Source organism: Mycobacterium asiaticum, from assembly GCF_001673315.1.
GTDB classification, from domain to species: domain Bacteria; phylum Actinomycetota; class Actinomycetes; order Mycobacteriales; family Mycobacteriaceae; genus Mycobacterium; species Mycobacterium asiaticum_B.
The window spans coordinates 1-17,224 of record NZ_LZLQ01000086.1 but is presented as its reverse complement, the minus strand read 5'-3'; the positions used below and the strand labels follow the sequence as shown (position 1 = coordinate 17,224).

Here is a 17,224-nt window from a genome sequence, read left to right as displayed (position 1 = left end):
GATCACACCGTAGCTCCGGCCCAGCCTACCCGGCGTCAACTGCGACGACGCCGCGCCGAATGTCATTGATAGCGCGCCTGGCTGTTGCCCGCACGTCGGGGTCCGGGGCGGAGTTGCGGACCTGGTCCAGCAGGTCAAGAACCTGCCGACACCACCGTACGAAATCTCCTGCTGACAAGGGTGCACCGCTTCCGGTGGCCTCGGCCGCGGCCAGCGCCGCCGCCAGATCGCCGGTGCTTGCCCATCGGTAGATGACTGGAACAAAGCCGTCGTCGGGTTCCCGGCTCTGCGCGATCCGGTGGGTGTGCTCGTCGGCGCGCAACGCCGCGGACAGCCGCGCCGTCTGCACGAGCGCCTGCCGAAGTCGCGGCGTCGGGGTTTCAGCACCGAATGGTGCACCGGGCCCGTCAGCCCCGCGGGACTCATAAACGACGGCGGACACCACTGCCGCCAACTCGGCGGACTTCAACCCGGCCCACGCGCCGCTGCGCAGGCACTCGGCCACCAGCAGGTCGCTCTCGCTGTAGATCCGCGCCAGCAGCCGGCCGTCGTCGGTGACCTGCGGATCATCGGCACCGCCCCGGATGAACTCACGCTCGGTCAGCAGACCCACTATCCGGTCGAAGGTGCGCGCCAGCGAGTTGGTGGCCGCGGCTACCTTGCGATCGAGCTGCGCGTTGTCCCGCTCTATCCGCAGGTACCTCTCGGCATCGCGGACCTTCTCTTCGACTCCCGGCGCGTTGTGTGCCGGATGACGACGCAGGTCTTCCCGCAACGAGGCGAGTTCCGGGTCGTAGTGGGCGTCCTCTTTGTTCCGCCGCGCCGCCGGGATGGTCAGACCCTCGGCGGCCGAGCGCAGCGCGGAGGCCAGATCCCGACGCACCCGTGGCTGGCGATGCTCGACGCGCTTAGGCAGGGTCATCGACCCCACAGGTGGGGTGGCACCCGAATAATCGGCCGACGAGATACGGCCCGCCCACCGGTGCTCGGTCAGCACCAGCGGCCGCGGATCGGAGCTGTCGCGGGCCGTTTCCAGCACCACCGCCAGTCCGCCGCGGCGGCCGTGGGTGATGGTGATGATGTCGCCTCGGCGCAACGCGGCCAGTGCGTCGCTGGCGGCTTGGCGTCGGTGCAGGCGCGACGCCCGGGCCTGAGAGCGTTCCAGATCGCTGATTCGTGCACGCATGCGGGCGTATTCCAGCACTGGCGAATCATGCCCGCCCAGCTCCGCGGCGATCTCGTCGAGCATTCCCTTTCCGCGCTCGATGCCGCGGACCAAGCCGACCACCGACCGGTCTGCCTGATACTGGGCAAACGACTGCTCCAGCAGCCGATGCGCCTGTTCCGGACCCATGTGCTGAACCAGGTTGATCGTCATGTTGTAGGACGGCGCGAACGAGCTTCGCAGCGGAAACGTGCGGGTAGACGCCAGGCCGGCGACCTCCGACGGCTCTACTTCCGGGTGCCAGAGCACCACCGCATGTCCCTCGACATCGATGCCGCGCCGCCCAGCGCGACCGGTCAGCTGCGTGTACTCCCCCGGCGTGAGCGGCACATGCTGCTCGCCGTTGAACTTGACCAGTCTTTCCAGTACGACGGTGCGGGCCGGCATGTTGATGCCCAGCGCCAACGTCTCGGTTGCGAATACCGCTCTGACCAGGCCAGCGGTGAACAATTCCTCAACGGTGTGCCGGAAAGCCGGCAACATCCCGGCATGGTGGGCGGCCAGCCCACGCAGCAACCCCTCGCGCCACTCGTAATAGCCCAGCACCGACAGATCTGCGTCGGCCAGGTCACCGCAACGGTGCTCGATGACCTCGGCGATCCGAGCCCGCTCCTCCTGGGTGGTCAACTGCAGCGGCGACCGCAAGCATTGCTGCACGGCGGCGTCGCACCCGGCGCGAGAGAACACGAACGTGATCGCCGGCAACAAACCCGCCGAGTCCAGCGACGCGATCACGTCCGGCCGGGCCGGCGGGCGATAAAAACGGGGCCGCCCGCCGCGGGCCGAACCGCCCCGCGGAGCACGTCGCGGCTGCCAGTCAGACAATCGGTCGGCCTCGCGGCGATGCGCGATATGACGCAGCAATTCGGGGTTGACGTGGGGTTTGTCCTTGGCGGGCGCCTCGGGCCGGTAATCGAACAGGTCGAAGAGCCGTTTACCCACCAGCACGTGTTGCCAGAGCGGCACCGGGCGGTGCTCGTCGACCACTACCGTCGTATCGCCGCGCACGGTCTGGATCCAGCCGCCGAACTCCTCGGCGTTGCTCACGGTGGCCGAGAGGCTGACCAAGCGCACCTCGTCGGGCAGGTGCAGGATGACCTCCTCCCACACCGGGCCGCGCATCCGGTCGGCGAGGAAGTGCACCTCGTCCATCACCACATGCGAAAGCCCTTGCAGGGCAGCGGAGTTGGCGTAGAGCATGTTGCGCAGCACCTCGGTGGTCATCACCACCACTGGGGCGTCGGCGTTCACCGAGAGGTCACCGGTCAGCAATCCGATCCGGTCCTTGCCGTAGCGCGCGGTCAGATCGGTGTGTTTCTGATTGCTCAGCGCCTTGAGCGGCGTGGTGTAGAAGCATTTGCCGCCGGCAGCCAGCGCCAGGTGCACGGCGAATTCCCCGACGACGGTCTTGCCGGCGCCGGTCGGGGCGCAGACCAACACGCCGTGGCCACGTTCCAGCGCGGCACACCCGCGTAGCTGGAAGGGGTCGAGGGCAAAGGGCAGTTCGGTACTGAAGCGGGCCAGTTCGGGCAGATCGGTCAGATCAGTCACGCTGCAGCCTTCAGGCCGCGGCACGAAGGTCCGCTTAATGCCACCCGCACCGGCGTGTCCCTGTGCGGACACGCGCGCTCGCGGCCGTTCGACTCAGGTGACGTCGTCATGGGATCCGCCGATGACCGAGGGCGCCGGTATCGGCGAGGGCGCCTCGATGGGCGACGCCTCGTCGTCCGGGATCGCGGCGGCTTCACGTTTGGCTTTGCGCTTGTCGTGCACCCGGGCGATCTGAATGGCGAACTCCAGCAGCACGGTCAACGCCAGACCGAGCGCGGTCATCGAGAATGGATCCGAACCGGGCGTGAACACCGCCGCGAACAGGAACATCGCGAAGATCAGGCCACGCCGCCAGGCCTTGAGCCGCTCGTAGGTCAGGATGCCGACGACATTGAGCATCACGATCAGCAATGGAAATTCGAAGCTGACCCCGAAGACCACGAGCAGGTTGATCAGAAACCCGAAATACCGGTCGCCGGAGAGTGCCGTGACCTGCACGTCGCTGCCGACGGTCAACAGGAAGCTCAATGCCTTGGACAACACCAGGTAGGCAAGAGCGGCGCCGGCGACGAACAGCATTACTGCCGGGATCACGAAAGCCACCGCGAAGCGGCGCTCCTTTTTGTACAGACCGGGAGTGATGAACGCCCACAATTCGTAGAACCAGACCGGGCAGGCCAGCACGATCCCGGCCGTCATGCCGACCTTGAGCCGCAGCATGAACTGGTCGAACGGCGCGGTGGCCAGCAACCGGCACTGCCCGTCCGCGCTGATGTTCGCCCGCGCTGACTGCGGCAGAGCGCAATAGGGTTGCCGCAGCCACTCACCCAGGCTTTCCAGCCCGAATACCGGATGTGAGTACCAGACGAATCCGAACGCCGTCGTCACGACGATCGCGGCCAGCGAGATCAGCAATCGGGCCCGCAGCTCGGTCAGGTGCTCGACCAGCGACATCGTCCCGTCGGGGTTGACGCGACTGCGCCGGTTACGGGGATTGAGCCGTTTGAGAGGACCAAAAGCGCGCGCTGAAACCCGGGAAGCTTTCACGACATTCGGTCAGGTGACACCCGGACTAAGCCGGCCGCGCCTCGGAGTGGCCCTGGTCGGCGGGTGCTGCGTTCTCGACGCGCTGAGATTGCACGGGTGTCGGCGTGGCCGCCGGAGCCGCCGGGGTCTGCAATGACGCTTCGGATTTGTTCTCGCTCTGCAGTTCACGGACCTCGGACTTGAAGATTCGCAGCGACTTGCCCAGCGAGCGCGCCGCATCGGGGAGCCGTTTGGCACCGAACAACACGATCACCACGACAGCGAGGATCAGCCAGTGCCACGGTTGAAGACTGCCCACTTTGATTACCTCCAGACGTTCACCCGATGCTACCGCAGCACAGAGGTCGCTCCGTGCCAAGCGCAGCGCAGGGCGTGCCCTCAGCCCTGTCCGGCCGCCGCATAGGCCTGGATGGCCGTCGTCGCCTCGGCGCGAACGCGCTGCGCGAGCGACTCGGGCTCCAGCACCCGCACCGCAGCACCGAAACCCAGCACCAGCCGGGTCATCCAGTCTTCGGAGGCGTACGTCATCGTGCCCTCGCACGAGCCGTCATCCAGCTCGCGCTCCTCCCGGATCGGGAAATACTCGAACATCCACATCGCCGATGGTGCTACTCGCAACAGCGCCGAGGGCAGCGCCGGGTCGCCGTCGAACAATGAGGTGTCCGGCGGAGCCCGCAGCACCGGTTCCGGCGGCAACGCGGGTTCGCCCAGCTCAGCGGCATCGACGATGCGGTCGAAGCGGAACAGCCGCACCCCTTCGGCCTCGCGTGACCAAGCTTCCAGGTAGCTGTGGTCGCCGATCAGCAACACCCGGATCGGGTCGACGATTCGGGTGGTGAGGGAGTCATGGGATGCGGCGTAGTAGTCGATGGTCAATGCCCGCTTGTCGCGGACCGCGGAACGGACTGTGGCCGCGGCCCGGCTCTCCATGGGCGCGGGTTGATCGATGGCTGCTACGGCGTTGTCGGGTCCGGCCGCACCGGCGGCGGCCGCGATCTTCGCGATCGCACTGCGCGCAGCCTGCGGATCGAGCACGCCGGGAATGTCGGCCAACGCCCGCAGCGCCACTAAGAGGCCGGTGGCCTCGGGCGATGTCAGCTTGAGCGGCCGGTCGATGCCCGCGGAAAAGGTCACCTTGACGGTGTCACCGGAGAACTCGAAGTCGATGAGGTCGCCGGGGTCGTAGCCGGGCAGTCCACACATCCACAGCTGTTTGAGGTCCTGCTCCAGCTGTTGTTCGGAGACACCGAGGTCCGCGGCGGCCTCAGCCCGCGTGATGCGCGGGTTGGCCTGCAGGTACGGCACCATGTTGAGCAACCGCACCAGCCGAGTGGATACGGACGTCACCGCTCCTCCTCATCGCTTCGCTCTGCATCGTCGCCGGTGCGGGTCACGTGCTCCCGACCGGCTGCCGCGCGCAAACGACCCAGCACGTCTTCACGCAGCGAATCAGGTTCCAACACGATCGCGTCCGCGCCGTAGCCGGCGATTTCGCGCGCCAAGCGGTCGCTGAATGAGATGTCGAGTTCGATCACCTCACCAGCACGACCGGCCAGCTGCCGGGACTCCACCGACCGTCCGATCCGGCGCAACGCGGTAGCCCGCCCGTCGGCCACCCAGACCTGAGCCTGTGCTCCGGTGGGGCCATCGGCAACGGCTTGGGCGACGACCTCAGACAGTTCGATGCCGTCGGGCACCGTGACCGTGGCGGGCTCTCCTATCGGCGTGACAGCGGCGCCTATCCGGGAGACCCGGAAGGTACGGGTGGCTTCTCGGTCGCGGTCGTGGCCCACGAGATACCAACGGCCCTTGTCCGTGACCACACCCCACGGTTCCACGGTGCGGGTGGTGTACGGCTCGGCGCGGGACGGCCGGTGCGGGAACTGCACCGCCTGCCGGGAGTTGATGGCCTCCAACAGGAGTCCGAGCACGTCTTCTGACCCACGCAACCCCGGCAGGCTGGCCGGGGAGGCAATGGCCACCGGCGCGCCGTTGTCGACAGGATCGACGTCCACGCCGGCGGCCCGGAGTTTGAGCAACGCCCCCTGGGTGGCGGTGATCAACTCGGGCGACTGCCAGAGCTGCGTTGCGACCGCTACGGCAGCGGCCTCCTCCTGCGTCAACTCGACGTCCGGCAGCGCGTAGGCGTCGCGGTTGATGCGGTACCCCTCGGTGGGGTCCAGGTTGGAGACCTTGCCGACTTCCAGCGGGATGCCCAGGTCGCGTAGTTCGTTCTTGTCGCGTTCGAACATCCGGGAGAACGCCTCGGCGGACGGGCTCTCGGAGTAACCCGCGACGTTCGATCTGATTTTCTCGGCGGTGATGTACCCGTGGGTCGACAGCAGTGCGATGACCAGGTTGACCAGCCGCTCGACTTTCGAAATGGCCATTCCGCGGTTACATGCTCGCGATCAGTCGTTTTACCCGCTCGTCGACGGCCCGGAACGGGTCTTTGCACAGCACCGTTCGTTGCGCCTGGTCGTTGAGCTTGAGGTGCACCCAGTCGACGGTGAAGTCACGCCCAGCGGCCTGTGCGGCGCTGATGAACTCGCCGCGCAACCGGGCGCGGGTTGTCTGCGGTGGCCGCTCGACGGCATCGGCGATTTCCTCGTCGGTGGTGACCCGAGTGGCCAGACCTTTGCGCTGCAGCAGGTCAAAGACCCCACGGCCGCGCTTGATGTCGTGGTAAGCCAGGTCCAGCTGGGCGATCTTGGGGTCGGACAACTCCATGTTGTAGCGGTCCTGGTAGCGCTGAAACAACTTGCGCTTGATCACCCAGTCGATCTCGGTGTCCACCTTGGCGAAGTCCTGGCTTTCCACCGCATCGAGCTGGCGGCCCCACAAATCCACCACCTGTTCGATTTGTGCGTTGGACTCGCGGGTCTGCAGGTGCTCGACGGCGCGGCTGTAGTACTCGCGCTGGATGTCCAACGCGCTGGCCTGCCGTCCACCGGCCAGCCGGACGGGCCGGCGACCGGTGACGTCGTGGCTGACTTCGCGGATGGCGCGGATCGGGTTGTCCAGGGAGAAGTCCCGGAAAGCGACTCCGGCTTCGATCATCTCGAGCACCAGCGCCGCAGTGCCCACCTTGAGCATCGTGGTGGTCTCGCACATGTTCGAGTCACCGACGATCACGTGCAGCCGGCGGTACTTCTCCGCATCGGCGTGCGGCTCGTCGCGGGTGTTGATAATCGGCCGGCTCCGGGTGGTCGCCGAAGACACGCCTTCCCAGATGTGCTCGGCACGCTGGCTCAAGCAGAAAGTAGCGGCTTTCGGCGTCTGCAACACTTTGCCGGCCCCACAGATCAATTGGCGGGTGACCAGGAACGGCAGTAGCACGTCGGAGATCCGGGAGAATTCGCCGGCTCGCACGATCAGATAGTTCTCGTGGCAACCGTAAGAGTTGCCCGCCGAGTCGGTGTTGTTCTTGAACAGATAGATGTCGCCGCCGATGCCCTCGTCGGCCAATCGCTGCTCGGCGTCGACCAGCAGGTCTTCCAGCACCCACTCGCCGGCTCGGTCGTGGGTGACCAGCTGCACCAGGCTGTCGCACTCCGCGGTCGCATACTCCGGATGGCTGCCCACATCGAGGTAGAGGCGAGCCCCGTTGCGCAAGAAAACATTCGAGCTGCGACCCCACGAGACCACCCGCCGGAAAAGGTAGCGCGCCACCTCGTCTGGGGACAGGCGGCGATGCCCGTGGAAGGTGCAGGTGACACCGAATTCGGTCTCAATGCCCATGATTCGTCGCTGCACCTAATCGAGGGTACTGGTTGTCCCTCCGCGACGGTGCGCAGCCGCGCCCGCGTCGCCGACTAGCTCACTTGACGGGATACCGAATATAAAAGTTAGGCTATGCGAAACTTTGATGCCCGGACGCTTCGGAGGACCGCGCGGACATGATCTGGATGGCCTCACCACCCGAGGTGCACTCCGCATTGTTGAGCCAGGGGCCAGGCCCCGGGTCGCTGTTGGCGGCCGCGGCAGCGTGGGAGACATTGAGCAACGAGTACGCCGCGACCGCCGCGGCGATCAGCAATCTGGTCGCCGCGACGGGACCGAGTTCATGGGCAGGTCTCGGCGGGGAATCCTGGGCGGCGGCTCAAGCGCCGTACATTGCGTGGTTGCTCGAAGTCAGTGCGGCCGATGCCGCTGCAGCCACACAGCACCAGAACGCGGCCGCGGCGTACTGCGCCGCGCTGGCTACGATGCCGACCCTGGCCGAGCTGACCGCCAACCACGCCACGCACGCTGCGCTGGTTGCGACGAACTTCTTCGGCATCAACACGGTGCCGATTGCTCTCAACGAAGCCGACTACGTGCGGATGTGGATTCAGGCCGCCACCACGATGACCACCTATCACGCTGCTGCGACGGCCGCGGTCGCGTCCACACCATCCTCGTCGGCGGCACCGCCCATCATGAGATCCGCTGGTTCGGCGGCATCCCTGGATCCGGGGCGAGCCATGATCAACGCGATCGCCCCGATCCTGGAGCGCTTCGGCATCGACGGACTGATCCGAAATCCGTTGGTTTCCAACCCTTTGACCGAGCTGATATCGGACTTCCTGGAGATCTTCGGCATCTACTGGGATTCGGGCGCCGGCACGCTCAACGGCGTCGGCTACGAGAGCTACGCAGACGCCACCCAGCCGATGTGGTACCTCGCTCGCGGCCTCGAGCTGATCGGGGACACCATGCAGATGTCGCAGAACCCGACTCAGGCAATCCAGTATTTCCTGGCGCTGTCGCTGTTGGACTGGCCGACGCATGTCGCCCAGCTCGGGACGGCCATAACTCAGTCCCCGTTGTTGCTGGCCGCGGCAGGCGGCGCGATGTTGATGCCCGCAGGGACGGCGAGCGGCTTTGCCGGGGCGGCCGGGTTAGCGGGCCCACCCGCTGCTGCTGATACGCCGACGCAACTGCCCGCCGCCGCGTCTGCTGACTGGCCGGCCGCAGGAACGGGCTCTCCGACAACGTCGTTCACGTCAGCTTCCACGCCCGCTCCGGCGCCAGCCCCGGCTGCCTCGACGGCCCCGGCGGGTGCGGGCGGGCCGCCGCCCACCCCGTCGGCCACTGGCCCTGGATTCACCCCGCCGTACGTAGTGGGACCCCCCGGCGTCGGGTTCGGTTCGGGTATGGGCGCCGGCGCGAGCGCGAGCGCTAAGAAGAAGGCCCCCAAGCCGGACAGCGCCGCGGTAGCGACCGAGTCGAAGGGTGCGCTCCGACGGCGGGCGCGGCTCCGGCAGCATAAGCGCACCCCGCAGCGGGGTTACAGCGACGAGTTCCTGGCCGCGGACGTCGACGTCGAGGTCGAGGTCCTGGCCGCGGACGTCGAGGGCGACGTCGAGGTCCTGGCCGAGGACGTCGGGGGCGACGTCGAGGCCCAGGTCGAGGTCGAGCCCGTATTTACGGCGTCCGATCAAGGCGCGGGCCCACAGGGATATGCCGGCACCCTTCCCAAAAACGCTGCCCCCGCCGTCGGACTGACAAGGTTGGCAGGCGACGACTTCGGGAGCGGCCCCGCGACGCCGATGGTGCCGAGCACCTGGCGGTGAGCCTGTCAGTCGCGGTGAAGACCGGCGAGTGTGACTACTCCGAAGATTCGCCGTCAGATTCCGGTTCGCCCAGCAACGAATCCAGAGCGGCCCGGTTGAGCCGACGGAATGCCCGGCGTGGCCGGTTGACGTCGAGAATCGCGACCTCCAGGCTGGCCACACTCAGCGTGGACGAGCCGTTGCTGGCAGCGTCGGCAGCACCCGCCCGCAACGCCTCGACCGCGATGTTCAACGCGTCGGGTAGTTCGGCGTTCTCGGTGTAGGACTCTTTGAGCGCGTTCGTGATCGGCTCGGTGGTGCCGCCCATCACCACGAAGTGCGGCTCGTCGGCGATCGACCCGTCGTAGGTGATCCGGTACAGCTCTGGCGCCTTGGTCTCGCCGTAGTGGGCCACCTCGGCCACACACAGCTCGACCTCATAAGGCTTGGCTTGTTCGGTGAAGATGCTGCCCAGGGTCTGGGCATAGACGTTAGCCAACTGGCGCCCGGTGACGTCGCGACGGTCGTAGGCGTAGCCGCGGGTGTCGGCGAACTGAATACCACCGCGGCGCAGGTTGTCGAATTCGTTGAACTTTCCGGCCGCAGCGAAGCCCACCCGGTCGTAGAGTTCGCTGATCTTCTGCAACGAGCGCGACGGGTTCTCCGCGACGAAGAGGACCCCGCCGGCGTACGCCAGGGCCACGACACTGCGACCGCGGGCAATGCCCTTGCGTGCGAGCTCGCTGCGCTCGCGCATCGCCTGCTCAGGCGAGATGAAATACGGGAAGCTCACTTCTCACCACCGTCGGGGCCGAAAGTATCTGCGCGCGAACGGCTTTCGATGACATCCCGGGCCAGTTCGGCGATCCGCCGCTCGGGGACGTCGACCGCCCCCTCGGCGTCGATGGTGACCGCCGTGGGATAGATGCCGCGGACCAGGTCCGGCCCGCCGGTGGCGGAGTCGTCGTCGGCGGCGTCGTAGAGCCCTTCCACGGCTACCCGCAGCGCCGAATCGGCGTCGGTGACCTGCGAATACAGCTTCTTGATCGACGATTTGGCGAAGATCGACCCGGAACCCACCGACTGGTAGCCCTCTTCCTCGATGTTCCAGCCGCCCGCGGCGTCGAAGGAGACGATGCGGCCAGCGCCTTCGGAATCAGCGGCATCCATGTCGTAGCCCACCAGGAGCGGTAGCGCCACCAGGCCCTGCATCGCGGCGGGCAGGTTTCCACGCACCATGATGGCAAGGCGGTTGACCTTGCCGGCGAAGGTGAGCGGCACGCCTTCGAGCTTCTCGTAGTGCTCGAGTTCGACTGCATACAGCCGGGCGAATTCCACGGCAATGGCCGCGGTTCCGGCGATGCCGGTAGCGGTGTAGTCGTCGGTGATGTAGACCTTGCGGACGTCGCGCCCGGCAATCATGTTGCCTTGCGTCGAACGACGGTCCCCGGCGATCAGCACGCCGCCGGGGTATTTCAGAGCAACGATGGTGGTCCCGTGCGGCAGCTGGTCGGTCACGGCTACGCCTCCCCCGGTGATGCTCGCAGGAAGCAGTTCCGGGGCTTGCCGACGCAGAAAGTCAGCGAAGGACGACAGCTCTACAGCCGGAAATCCAGGTCTTGCGGGGTTAGTGGACAGGCGATCAGGCAACGGCCAGGTCACTGTCCGCCCTTTTGAACGTAAGCGCGAACGAAGTCCTCGGCGTTCTCCTCCAAGACATCGTCAATTTCGTCGAGCAAGTCGTCAGTGTCTTCCGCCAGCTTTTCGCGACGCTCCTGGCCCGCGGCCGTCGTGCCGGTGAGGTCGTCGTCATCGCCGCCACCACCGCCACGTTTGGTCTGCTCCTGCGCCATCGCCGCCTCCTGCTTCGTTGCGGGCCTTCTGACAAGCCGCGCTGCGTGTCCATCGCCCGTGGGCGTTTTCTACCCTACCGGTCAGCACCGACGTTTCGTCGGTTCAACCAGCCCTAGCTGGTGAGTTGTTCCACCAGTTCAACCGCGCTGTCCACCGAATCGAGCAGTGCTCCCACGTGCGCCTTGCTGCCCCGCAGGGGCTCCAGCGTCGGGATCCGGACCAGCGAGTCGCCGCCCAGGTCGAAGATCACCGAGTCCCAACTCGCGGCGGCGATGTCCGCCCCGAACCGGCGCAGGCACTCGCCGCGGAAGTACGCCCGCGTGTCCGTCGGCGGATTGTCCACCGCTTCCAGCACCTGATGTTCGGTGACCAGGCGCTTCATCGAGCCGCGGGCCACCAGGCGGTTGTACAGGCCTTTATCCAGGCGGACATCGGAGTACTGCAGGTCAACCAGGTGCAACCGGGGCGCCGACCAGTTCAGATTCTCGCGCTGGCGGAAGCCTTCCAGCAGTCGCAGCTTGGCCGGCCAGTCCAGCAACTCGGCACAGTCCATCGGGTCCCGCTCGAGTTGGTCGAGCACATGCGCCCAGGTCTCGACGACGTGCGAGGCGCGCGAATCCGGGTCGCGACTGTCCACCAGCTTGGCCACCCGGTCGAGGTAGATCCGTTGCAACGCAAGCCCGGTGAGTTCCCGACCGTCGGCCAGGGCCACGGTTTGACGCAGCGATGGGTCGCGGCTGATGGCGTGGACCGCGTGCACCGGGCGGGCCAGGGCCAGGTCGGTGAGGTCGATGCCCTCTTCGATCAGGTCGAGGACCAGCGCCGTCGTGCCCAGCTTCAGATACGTGGACGTCTCGGCCAGGTTTGCGTCGCCGATGATGACGTGCAGCCGGCGGTACCGGTCGGCGTCGGCGTGCGGCTCGTCACGGGTGTTGATGATGCCGCGCTTGAGGGTGGTTTCCAGGCCAACCTCGACCTCGATGTAGTCGGAGCGCTGGGACAGCTGAAAGCCGGCCTCGTCGCCGGAGGCCCCGATGCCGACCCGTCCCGAACCCGTCACCACCTGCCGGGACACCAGGAACGGCGTGAGCCCGGCGATGATGGCCGAGAACGGCGTCTGCCGCGACATCAGGTAGTTCTCATGCGATCCGTACGACGCGCCCTTGCCGTCGACGTTGTTCTTGTAGAGCTGCAGTTTCGCGGCGCCGGGCACGCTGGCGACATGGCGGGCGGCGGCCTCCATCACCCGCTCACCGGCTTTGTCCCAGATCACCGCGTCCATCGGGTCGGTGCATTCGGGGGCGGAGTACTCCGGGTGCGCATGATCGACGTAGAGCCGCGCCCCATTGGTCAGGATCATGTTGGCGGCGCCGACCTCGTCGGCATCCACCACGGGGGGCGGTCCTGCCGACCGGCTCAGGTCGAAACCACGAGCGTCGCGCAGTGGCGACTCGACCTCGTAATCCCAGCGGGTCCGTTTGGCGCGTTGAATGCCGGCCGCGGCGGCGTACGCCAGAACCGCCTGGGTAGAGGTGAGGATCGGGTTAGCGGTCGGGTCGGACGGCGAGGAGATGCCGTACTCGACCTCCGTTCCGATAATCCGTTGCATCCCTTGAGCCTAGGCCCGTCGGCGACGCGGGCTGTGTGCGGCCCGGTGAGGACGGGTGTCGGGGCGGGAGCAGCCGACGATCACTGCAGGGACGGGGACGGTCTTGGCGCCGGATTGCCGACGTCGGCAATCGGGTGTGCAGCGGCGGTTTGCGGTGTGCGTCTGCGGCGGCCCCAGGCCCGAAAATCCCGCCGCTGCCGCACACTGAAAGCCCTAGTCACACAATCAAAAACGCAAATGGTTGCAGTCGCCCGGCAGACAGCCAATCGTGGCGGCGGCCGAGAGCGCGGCGCAACGTGCTTGCCGAGGCTAGTGTGACCCGGCATGAGTCGTTCTTTGCGCTCACGGGCGCGACGGCGGTCGGCGACCAACGAAGCCGAGAACTGGTTCTTGCAGCGTGGCCTTCCGTCGGTACTGACCACGCGTGGGCGGTGGCGGCGACTCTGGTCGCGCTCGGCCCCGATGTTGGCGGCCTACGCGACGTTGCACTGCTGGGCATTGCCGGTGCTGTTCGTCACTGACGGCAAGGACGTGATCATCGACGGCACGCCGTCGCCGCGGGAATGGTTTCTGTTGATCCTGATCGCAGTCGCCCCGATAGCGATGACTGTTGTCGGGTGGTTGGTGTCTCGAATCCCCAGCGGCCGCGGCAGGGCGCTGGCGGCGACGGCGGCGATCATCATCGTCGGAATCGCGATCGTGATCGAGAGCGGCCCATCACACTTGGCCAACGCTGTCGGCGCGGCCGTCGTGATGCTGGTGCTGACCGGCTGCGGAGTCGGCTCGGTGACCGGGTGGTCGGCCCGCATGACGCTTTCGCACCTCGCGACGATCGGCGGACTCGCAGTGCGGGCGCTGCCCGTGGTGCTGCTGACCACACTGGTGTTCTTCAACGGCAACGTCTGGCTGATGGCCGCGACCATCAGCGGGGACCGGCTGGCGCTGGCGATCGTCTTTCTGATCGGCATTGCCGCCGCCTTCGTGGTCTCTGCCACCGCCGAACGAGTCAAGCCAATGCTGCGCAGACCCGCAGCCGTGGCCCTCGACCGAGAACGCTTGTCCGACACGCCTTTCGAGTCGATGCCGGATCCGTCCGGCAGCCCGCCGCTGAGTCGGGCCGAACGCGTCAACGTAGTCTTCGTGCTGGCGGCGTCCCAACTCGCGCAGATCATGGTGGTGGCGGCGCTCACCGCCGGAATCTATGTGACGCTGGGCCTGATCGTGCTTACCCCCGGCCTCCTGCAGGAGTGGGCCCGCACCACCGACAACAACTCCACCGTGCTCGGATTGACGGTGCCGGTGCCCGACTCCCTGGTGCACCTCTGTCTGTTCCTGGGCGCGTTGACGTTCATGTACATCAGCGCCCGCGCGGCCGGTGATGACGACTACCGCTCTACCTTCGTCGACCCGTTGATCGACGATCTGCACCTCACCCTGACCGCCCGCAACCGGTACCGCAGCCGAGTGGTGAACGCGCCGATGACCAGTGTTGACGCCGCTGACCTGGGTGATTAGGTTCACCCTGTGTCAGCCCCTCAATCGAACTCCGCGATGCCCGAACAATCGGGCGACCTGTCCGGGAAACGTTACGGCGAAGTGCTTCTCGTGACTCCCGGCGAAGCGGGTCCGCAAGCCACCGTCTACAACAGCTTTCCGCTCAACGATTGTCCCGAAGACCTGTGGAAGGCACTCGACGCTCATGCCATCGCGACCGAAAACGGTGCTGCCACAGCTCTTCTCAACGGTCCGCGCTACTGGTTGATGAACCGCATCGAAAAGAACCAGCAGGGCCCGCAGATCATCAAGACCTTCGGCGGCATCGACATGCTGCTGCAGGCCACCGTTCTGTTGTCGTCGATGAACCCCACGCCCTACACCGTCAACCAAGTGAGCAGGCACACGGTCTTCGTCTTCAACCGAGGGCAGGAAATCTATGAACTTCAGGACCCGCACGGGCGCCAATGGGTGATGCAGACGTGGAGCCAGGTCGTCGACCCTGAACTCTCGCGCGCCGATCTGCCCACGCTCGGCGACCGACTCAAGCTTCCGACGGGTTGGTCCTACCACTCGCGCGTGCTGGACGACGAACTGCGCGTCGACACCACAACCCAAGCAGCCCAAGTGCTGCAGGACGACCTGACGAACAGCTACTCGCTGGCGAGCTAGCGCTTACAGGTCGAGCTAGCGGCTTACAGGTACTGCCCCAGGTTTGACTCGGTGTCGATCGCTCGCGACGCGCTCGACGACTTGCCCGTGACCAGGGTCCGGATGTACACGATCCGCTCGCCCTTCTTGCCCGAGATCCGCGCCCAGTCGTCGGGATTGGTGGTGTTGGGCAGGTCCTCGTTCTCGGCGAACTCGTCGACGATCGAGTCGAGCAGATGCTGGATGCGCAGACCGGGTTGCCCGGTCTCCAGCACCGACTTGATCGCGTTCTTCTTCGCCCGGTCGACCACGTTCTGGATCATCGCGCCGGAGTTGAAGTCCTTGAAGTACATGACTTCCTTGTCACCGTTGGCGTAGGTGACTTCCAGGAACCGGTTGTCGTCGATCTCGGCGTACATCCGGTCCACGACCTTCTCAATCATCGCCTTGATGCAAGCACCCCGATCCCCGTCGAACTCAGCGAGATCGTCGGCGTGCACCGGCAGCGTTTCGACCAGGTACTTGGAGAAGATGTCCTGTGCCGCTTCGGCATCCGGTCGCTCGATCTTGATCTTCACGTCCAGGCGTCCGGGTCGCAGGATGGCCGGGTCGATCATGTCCTCACGGTTGGAGGCGCCGATCACGATGACGTTCTCGAGACCTTCCACGCCGTCGATCTCCGACAGCAACTGCGGCACCACCGTGGTCTCGACGTCAGAGGAGACGCCGGTGCCACGGGTGCGGAAGATCGAATCCATCTCGTCGAAGAACACGATCACCGGAGTGCCTTCCGACGCCTTCTCCCGGGCGCGCTGGAAGATCAGCCGGATGTGGCGCTCGGTTTCGCCGACGAACTTGTTGAGCAGCTCCGGTCCCTTGATGTTGAGGAAGTAGGACTTCGCCTCACGCGCATCGTCACCGCGCAGGTCGGCCATCTTCTTGGCCAGCGAGTTGGCGACGGCCTTGGCGATCAGCGTCTTACCGCAACCGGGCGGGCCGTAGAGCAACACACCCTTCGGTGGTCGCAGCGCGTATTCGCGGTAGAGCTCCTTGTGCAGGAACGGCAGTTCGACCGCGTCACGGATCTGTTCGATCTGCCGCGTCAGGCCACCGATGTCCTCGTAGCTGACGTCGGGAACCTCTTCCAGCACCAGGTCTTCGACCTCGGCCTTCGGAATCCGCTCGAAGGCGTACCCGGCCTTGGTGTCCACCAGCAGCGAGTCGCCGGGCCGCAGCTTGCGCGGCCGGCTGTCGTCGTTGAGGGCGTCGGGGTGGCCTTCGGGGAGATCTTCGGCGACCAGCGGCTCAGCCAGCCAGACGATGCGCTCCTCGTCGGCGTGGCCGACCACCAACGCGCGGTGACCGTCGCCCAGCACCTCGCGCAGCGTCGAGATCTCGCCGACGGACTCGTACGTCCCAGCCTCGACAACCGTCAGCGCCTCGTTGAGACGCACGGTCTGTCCCTTCTTCAGCACAGACAGGTCGATGTTGGGCGAGCACGTCAGCCGCATCTTGCGGCCCGAGGTGAATACGTCGACGGTCTCGTCTTCATGCGAACCGAGCAGGACGCCGTAACCACTGGGCGGCTGACCGAGCCGGTCAACTTCCTCACGCAACGCCAATAGTTGTTGGCGAGCCTCTTTAAGAGTTTCCATTAATTTCGAATTGCGTGCGGCGAGCGAGTCGATACGGGCTTCGAGTTGATGCACATCGCGCGACGAACGAGTGGGGTTCTGGTGTGCGACCGCATTATCGAGTTGCTCGCGCAGCACCGCGGCCTCACGCCTCAGCTGTTCGAGTTCGGCAGCATCTTCGCTGGACAGGGGAATATCGCGAGGGGTCTCGAATGCTTCAGAACGCTCTGACTCACCCATGTTGCGCTCCTTTCCCGCACCAGGGATGGCGTGGCGGATAGTTCAACGCTACCGGCCGGCAGCGTTTGATGTGTGTAGTCAAATGCGGTTGAAAAGTTACAACTTGGGTCACGCTGGTAATCTCGGCTTCTACTCGGGCCGAGCGAAAGGACTTCTGTGACCCTGAAATCCCTAGCCACAGGCCTTCCGACCACTCCGGCGACCAGCGCGGCCGGCGCGCGTGTGACTTCTGTTGCATTTCGCTGTCTATACCCGTTTTTTCGCCGCTGAGCGCTGCAACCCGATGTCGCGGAAAGTCTGCGTAACGCTGGGCGCCGCCATCGCGCTGGCGGTGGTCGGACTCACTGGTTGTTCGCACCAGGCGCCGCGGCGAATGGACTCC

General features: G+C 66.0%; 14 protein-coding genes. 3 read left to right on the top strand and 11 right to left on the bottom strand.

The window, feature by feature from the left end; all coding sequences use genetic code 11:
* Window positions 1–25: 25 nt before the first annotated feature.
* From A5636_RS12985 to pafA, 6 genes are all read right to left on the bottom strand, one after another.
* Window positions 26–2,767, bottom strand: coding sequence for a DEAD/DEAH box helicase (locus tag A5636_RS12985; protein WP_065159088.1), 2,742 nt, complete (start codon window positions 2,765–2,767; stop codon window positions 26–28).
* 102 nt (window positions 2,768–2,869) lie between these two features.
* Window positions 2,870–3,823, bottom strand: a complete 954-nt coding sequence (gene tatC / locus A5636_RS12980) for a twin-arginine translocase subunit TatC (RefSeq protein ID WP_155763794.1) — start codon at window positions 3,821–3,823, stop codon at window positions 2,870–2,872.
* 25 nt (window positions 3,824–3,848) lie between these two features.
* Window positions 3,849–4,121, bottom strand: a complete 273-nt coding sequence (gene tatA / locus A5636_RS12975; RefSeq protein WP_065159053.1) for a Sec-independent protein translocase subunit TatA — start codon at window positions 4,119–4,121, stop codon at window positions 3,849–3,851.
* A gap of 80 nt (window positions 4,122–4,201) precedes the next feature.
* Window positions 4,202–5,170: a helix-turn-helix transcriptional regulator gene (locus tag A5636_RS12970; RefSeq protein ID WP_065159052.1), complete on the bottom strand. Its 969-nt coding sequence runs from the start codon at window positions 5,168–5,170 to the stop codon at window positions 4,202–4,204.
* Window positions 5,167–6,213: a helix-turn-helix transcriptional regulator gene (locus A5636_RS12965; protein WP_065159051.1), complete on the bottom strand. Its 1,047-nt coding sequence runs from the start codon at window positions 6,211–6,213 to the stop codon at window positions 5,167–5,169. Before A5636_RS12965 ends, A5636_RS12970 begins: the two co-directional genes overlap by 4 nt.
* A 7-nt stretch (window positions 6,214–6,220) precedes the next feature.
* Entirely contained in the window at window positions 6,221–7,579 is a 1,359-nt protein-coding gene (pafA, locus tag A5636_RS12960; protein ID WP_155763793.1) for a Pup--protein ligase, read from the bottom strand.
* Window positions 7,580–7,722: 143 nt separating this feature from the next.
* Between pafA and A5636_RS12955 the strand changes: the two genes are divergently transcribed.
* Window positions 7,723–9,381 carry a PPE family protein gene (locus tag A5636_RS12955; protein WP_065159049.1) on the top strand — a complete coding sequence of 553 codons (1,659 nt, stop codon included), beginning with the start codon at window positions 7,723–7,725 and terminating at the stop codon, window positions 9,379–9,381.
* 34 nt (window positions 9,382–9,415) lie between these two features.
* Here the strand turns inward: A5636_RS12955 and prcA are convergent, their stop codons facing one another.
* From prcA to dop, 4 genes are all read right to left on the bottom strand, one after another.
* Window positions 9,416–10,153, bottom strand: a complete 738-nt coding sequence (prcA, locus tag A5636_RS12950) for a proteasome subunit alpha (protein WP_065159048.1) — start codon at window positions 10,151–10,153, stop codon at window positions 9,416–9,418.
* Window positions 10,150–11,022, bottom strand: coding sequence for a proteasome subunit beta (gene prcB, locus A5636_RS12945; RefSeq protein ID WP_065159047.1), 873 nt, complete (start codon window positions 11,020–11,022; stop codon window positions 10,150–10,152). The genes prcA and prcB overlap by 4 nt, the downstream gene beginning before the upstream one ends.
* On the bottom strand, window positions 11,019–11,213 hold the full coding sequence (locus A5636_RS12940) for a ubiquitin-like protein Pup (RefSeq protein ID WP_065159046.1): 195 nt from the start codon (window positions 11,211–11,213) through the stop codon (window positions 11,019–11,021). The genes prcB and A5636_RS12940 overlap by 4 nt, the downstream gene beginning before the upstream one ends.
* Window positions 11,214–11,326: 113 nt before the next feature.
* Window positions 11,327–12,823 (bottom strand): pup deamidase/depupylase, encoded by a 1,497-nt coding sequence (dop, locus tag A5636_RS12935; RefSeq protein WP_065159045.1) that lies wholly within the window; start codon window positions 12,821–12,823, stop codon window positions 11,327–11,329.
* Window positions 12,824–13,147: 324 nt separating this feature from the next.
* On the opposite strand from dop, the gene A5636_RS12930 reads away from it, so the two are divergent.
* A complete protein-coding gene (locus A5636_RS12930) occupies window positions 13,148–14,338 on the top strand; it encodes a hypothetical protein (protein ID WP_065159044.1) in 1,191 nt (396 codons plus the stop codon).
* 36 nt (window positions 14,339–14,374) lie between these two features.
* Window positions 14,375–14,989 carry a hypothetical protein gene (locus tag A5636_RS12925; RefSeq protein ID WP_065159043.1) on the top strand — a complete coding sequence of 205 codons (615 nt, stop codon included), beginning with the start codon at window positions 14,375–14,377 and terminating at the stop codon, window positions 14,987–14,989.
* A 23-nt stretch (window positions 14,990–15,012) separates the two neighbouring features.
* Here the strand turns inward: A5636_RS12925 and arc are convergent, their stop codons facing one another.
* Window positions 15,013–16,842, bottom strand: coding sequence for a proteasome ATPase (gene arc, locus A5636_RS12920; RefSeq protein ID WP_065159042.1), 1,830 nt, complete (start codon window positions 16,840–16,842; stop codon window positions 15,013–15,015).
* Between the last annotated feature and the right edge of the window lie 382 nt (window positions 16,843–17,224).

Coding starts and splice junctions, on each gene's coding strand:
- A5636_RS12955 (WP_065159049.1), top strand. CDS start 7,723: ATGATCTGGATGGCCTCACCACCCGAGGTGCACTCCGCATTGTTGAGC.
- A5636_RS12965 (WP_065159051.1), bottom strand. CDS start 6,213: ATGGCCATTTCGAAAGTCGAGCGGCTGGTCAACCTGGTCATCGCACTG.
- A5636_RS12940 (WP_065159046.1), bottom strand. CDS start 11,213: ATGGCGCAGGAGCAGACCAAACGTGGCGGTGGTGGCGGCGATGACGAC.
- dop (WP_065159045.1), bottom strand. CDS start 12,823: ATGCAACGGATTATCGGAACGGAGGTCGAGTACGGCATCTCCTCGCCG.
- arc (WP_065159042.1), bottom strand. CDS start 16,842: ATGGGTGAGTCAGAGCGTTCTGAAGCATTCGAGACCCCTCGCGATATT.
- A5636_RS12930 (WP_065159044.1), top strand. CDS start 13,148: ATGAGTCGTTCTTTGCGCTCACGGGCGCGACGGCGGTCGGCGACCAAC.
- A5636_RS12925 (WP_065159043.1), top strand. CDS start 14,375: ATGCCCGAACAATCGGGCGACCTGTCCGGGAAACGTTACGGCGAAGTG.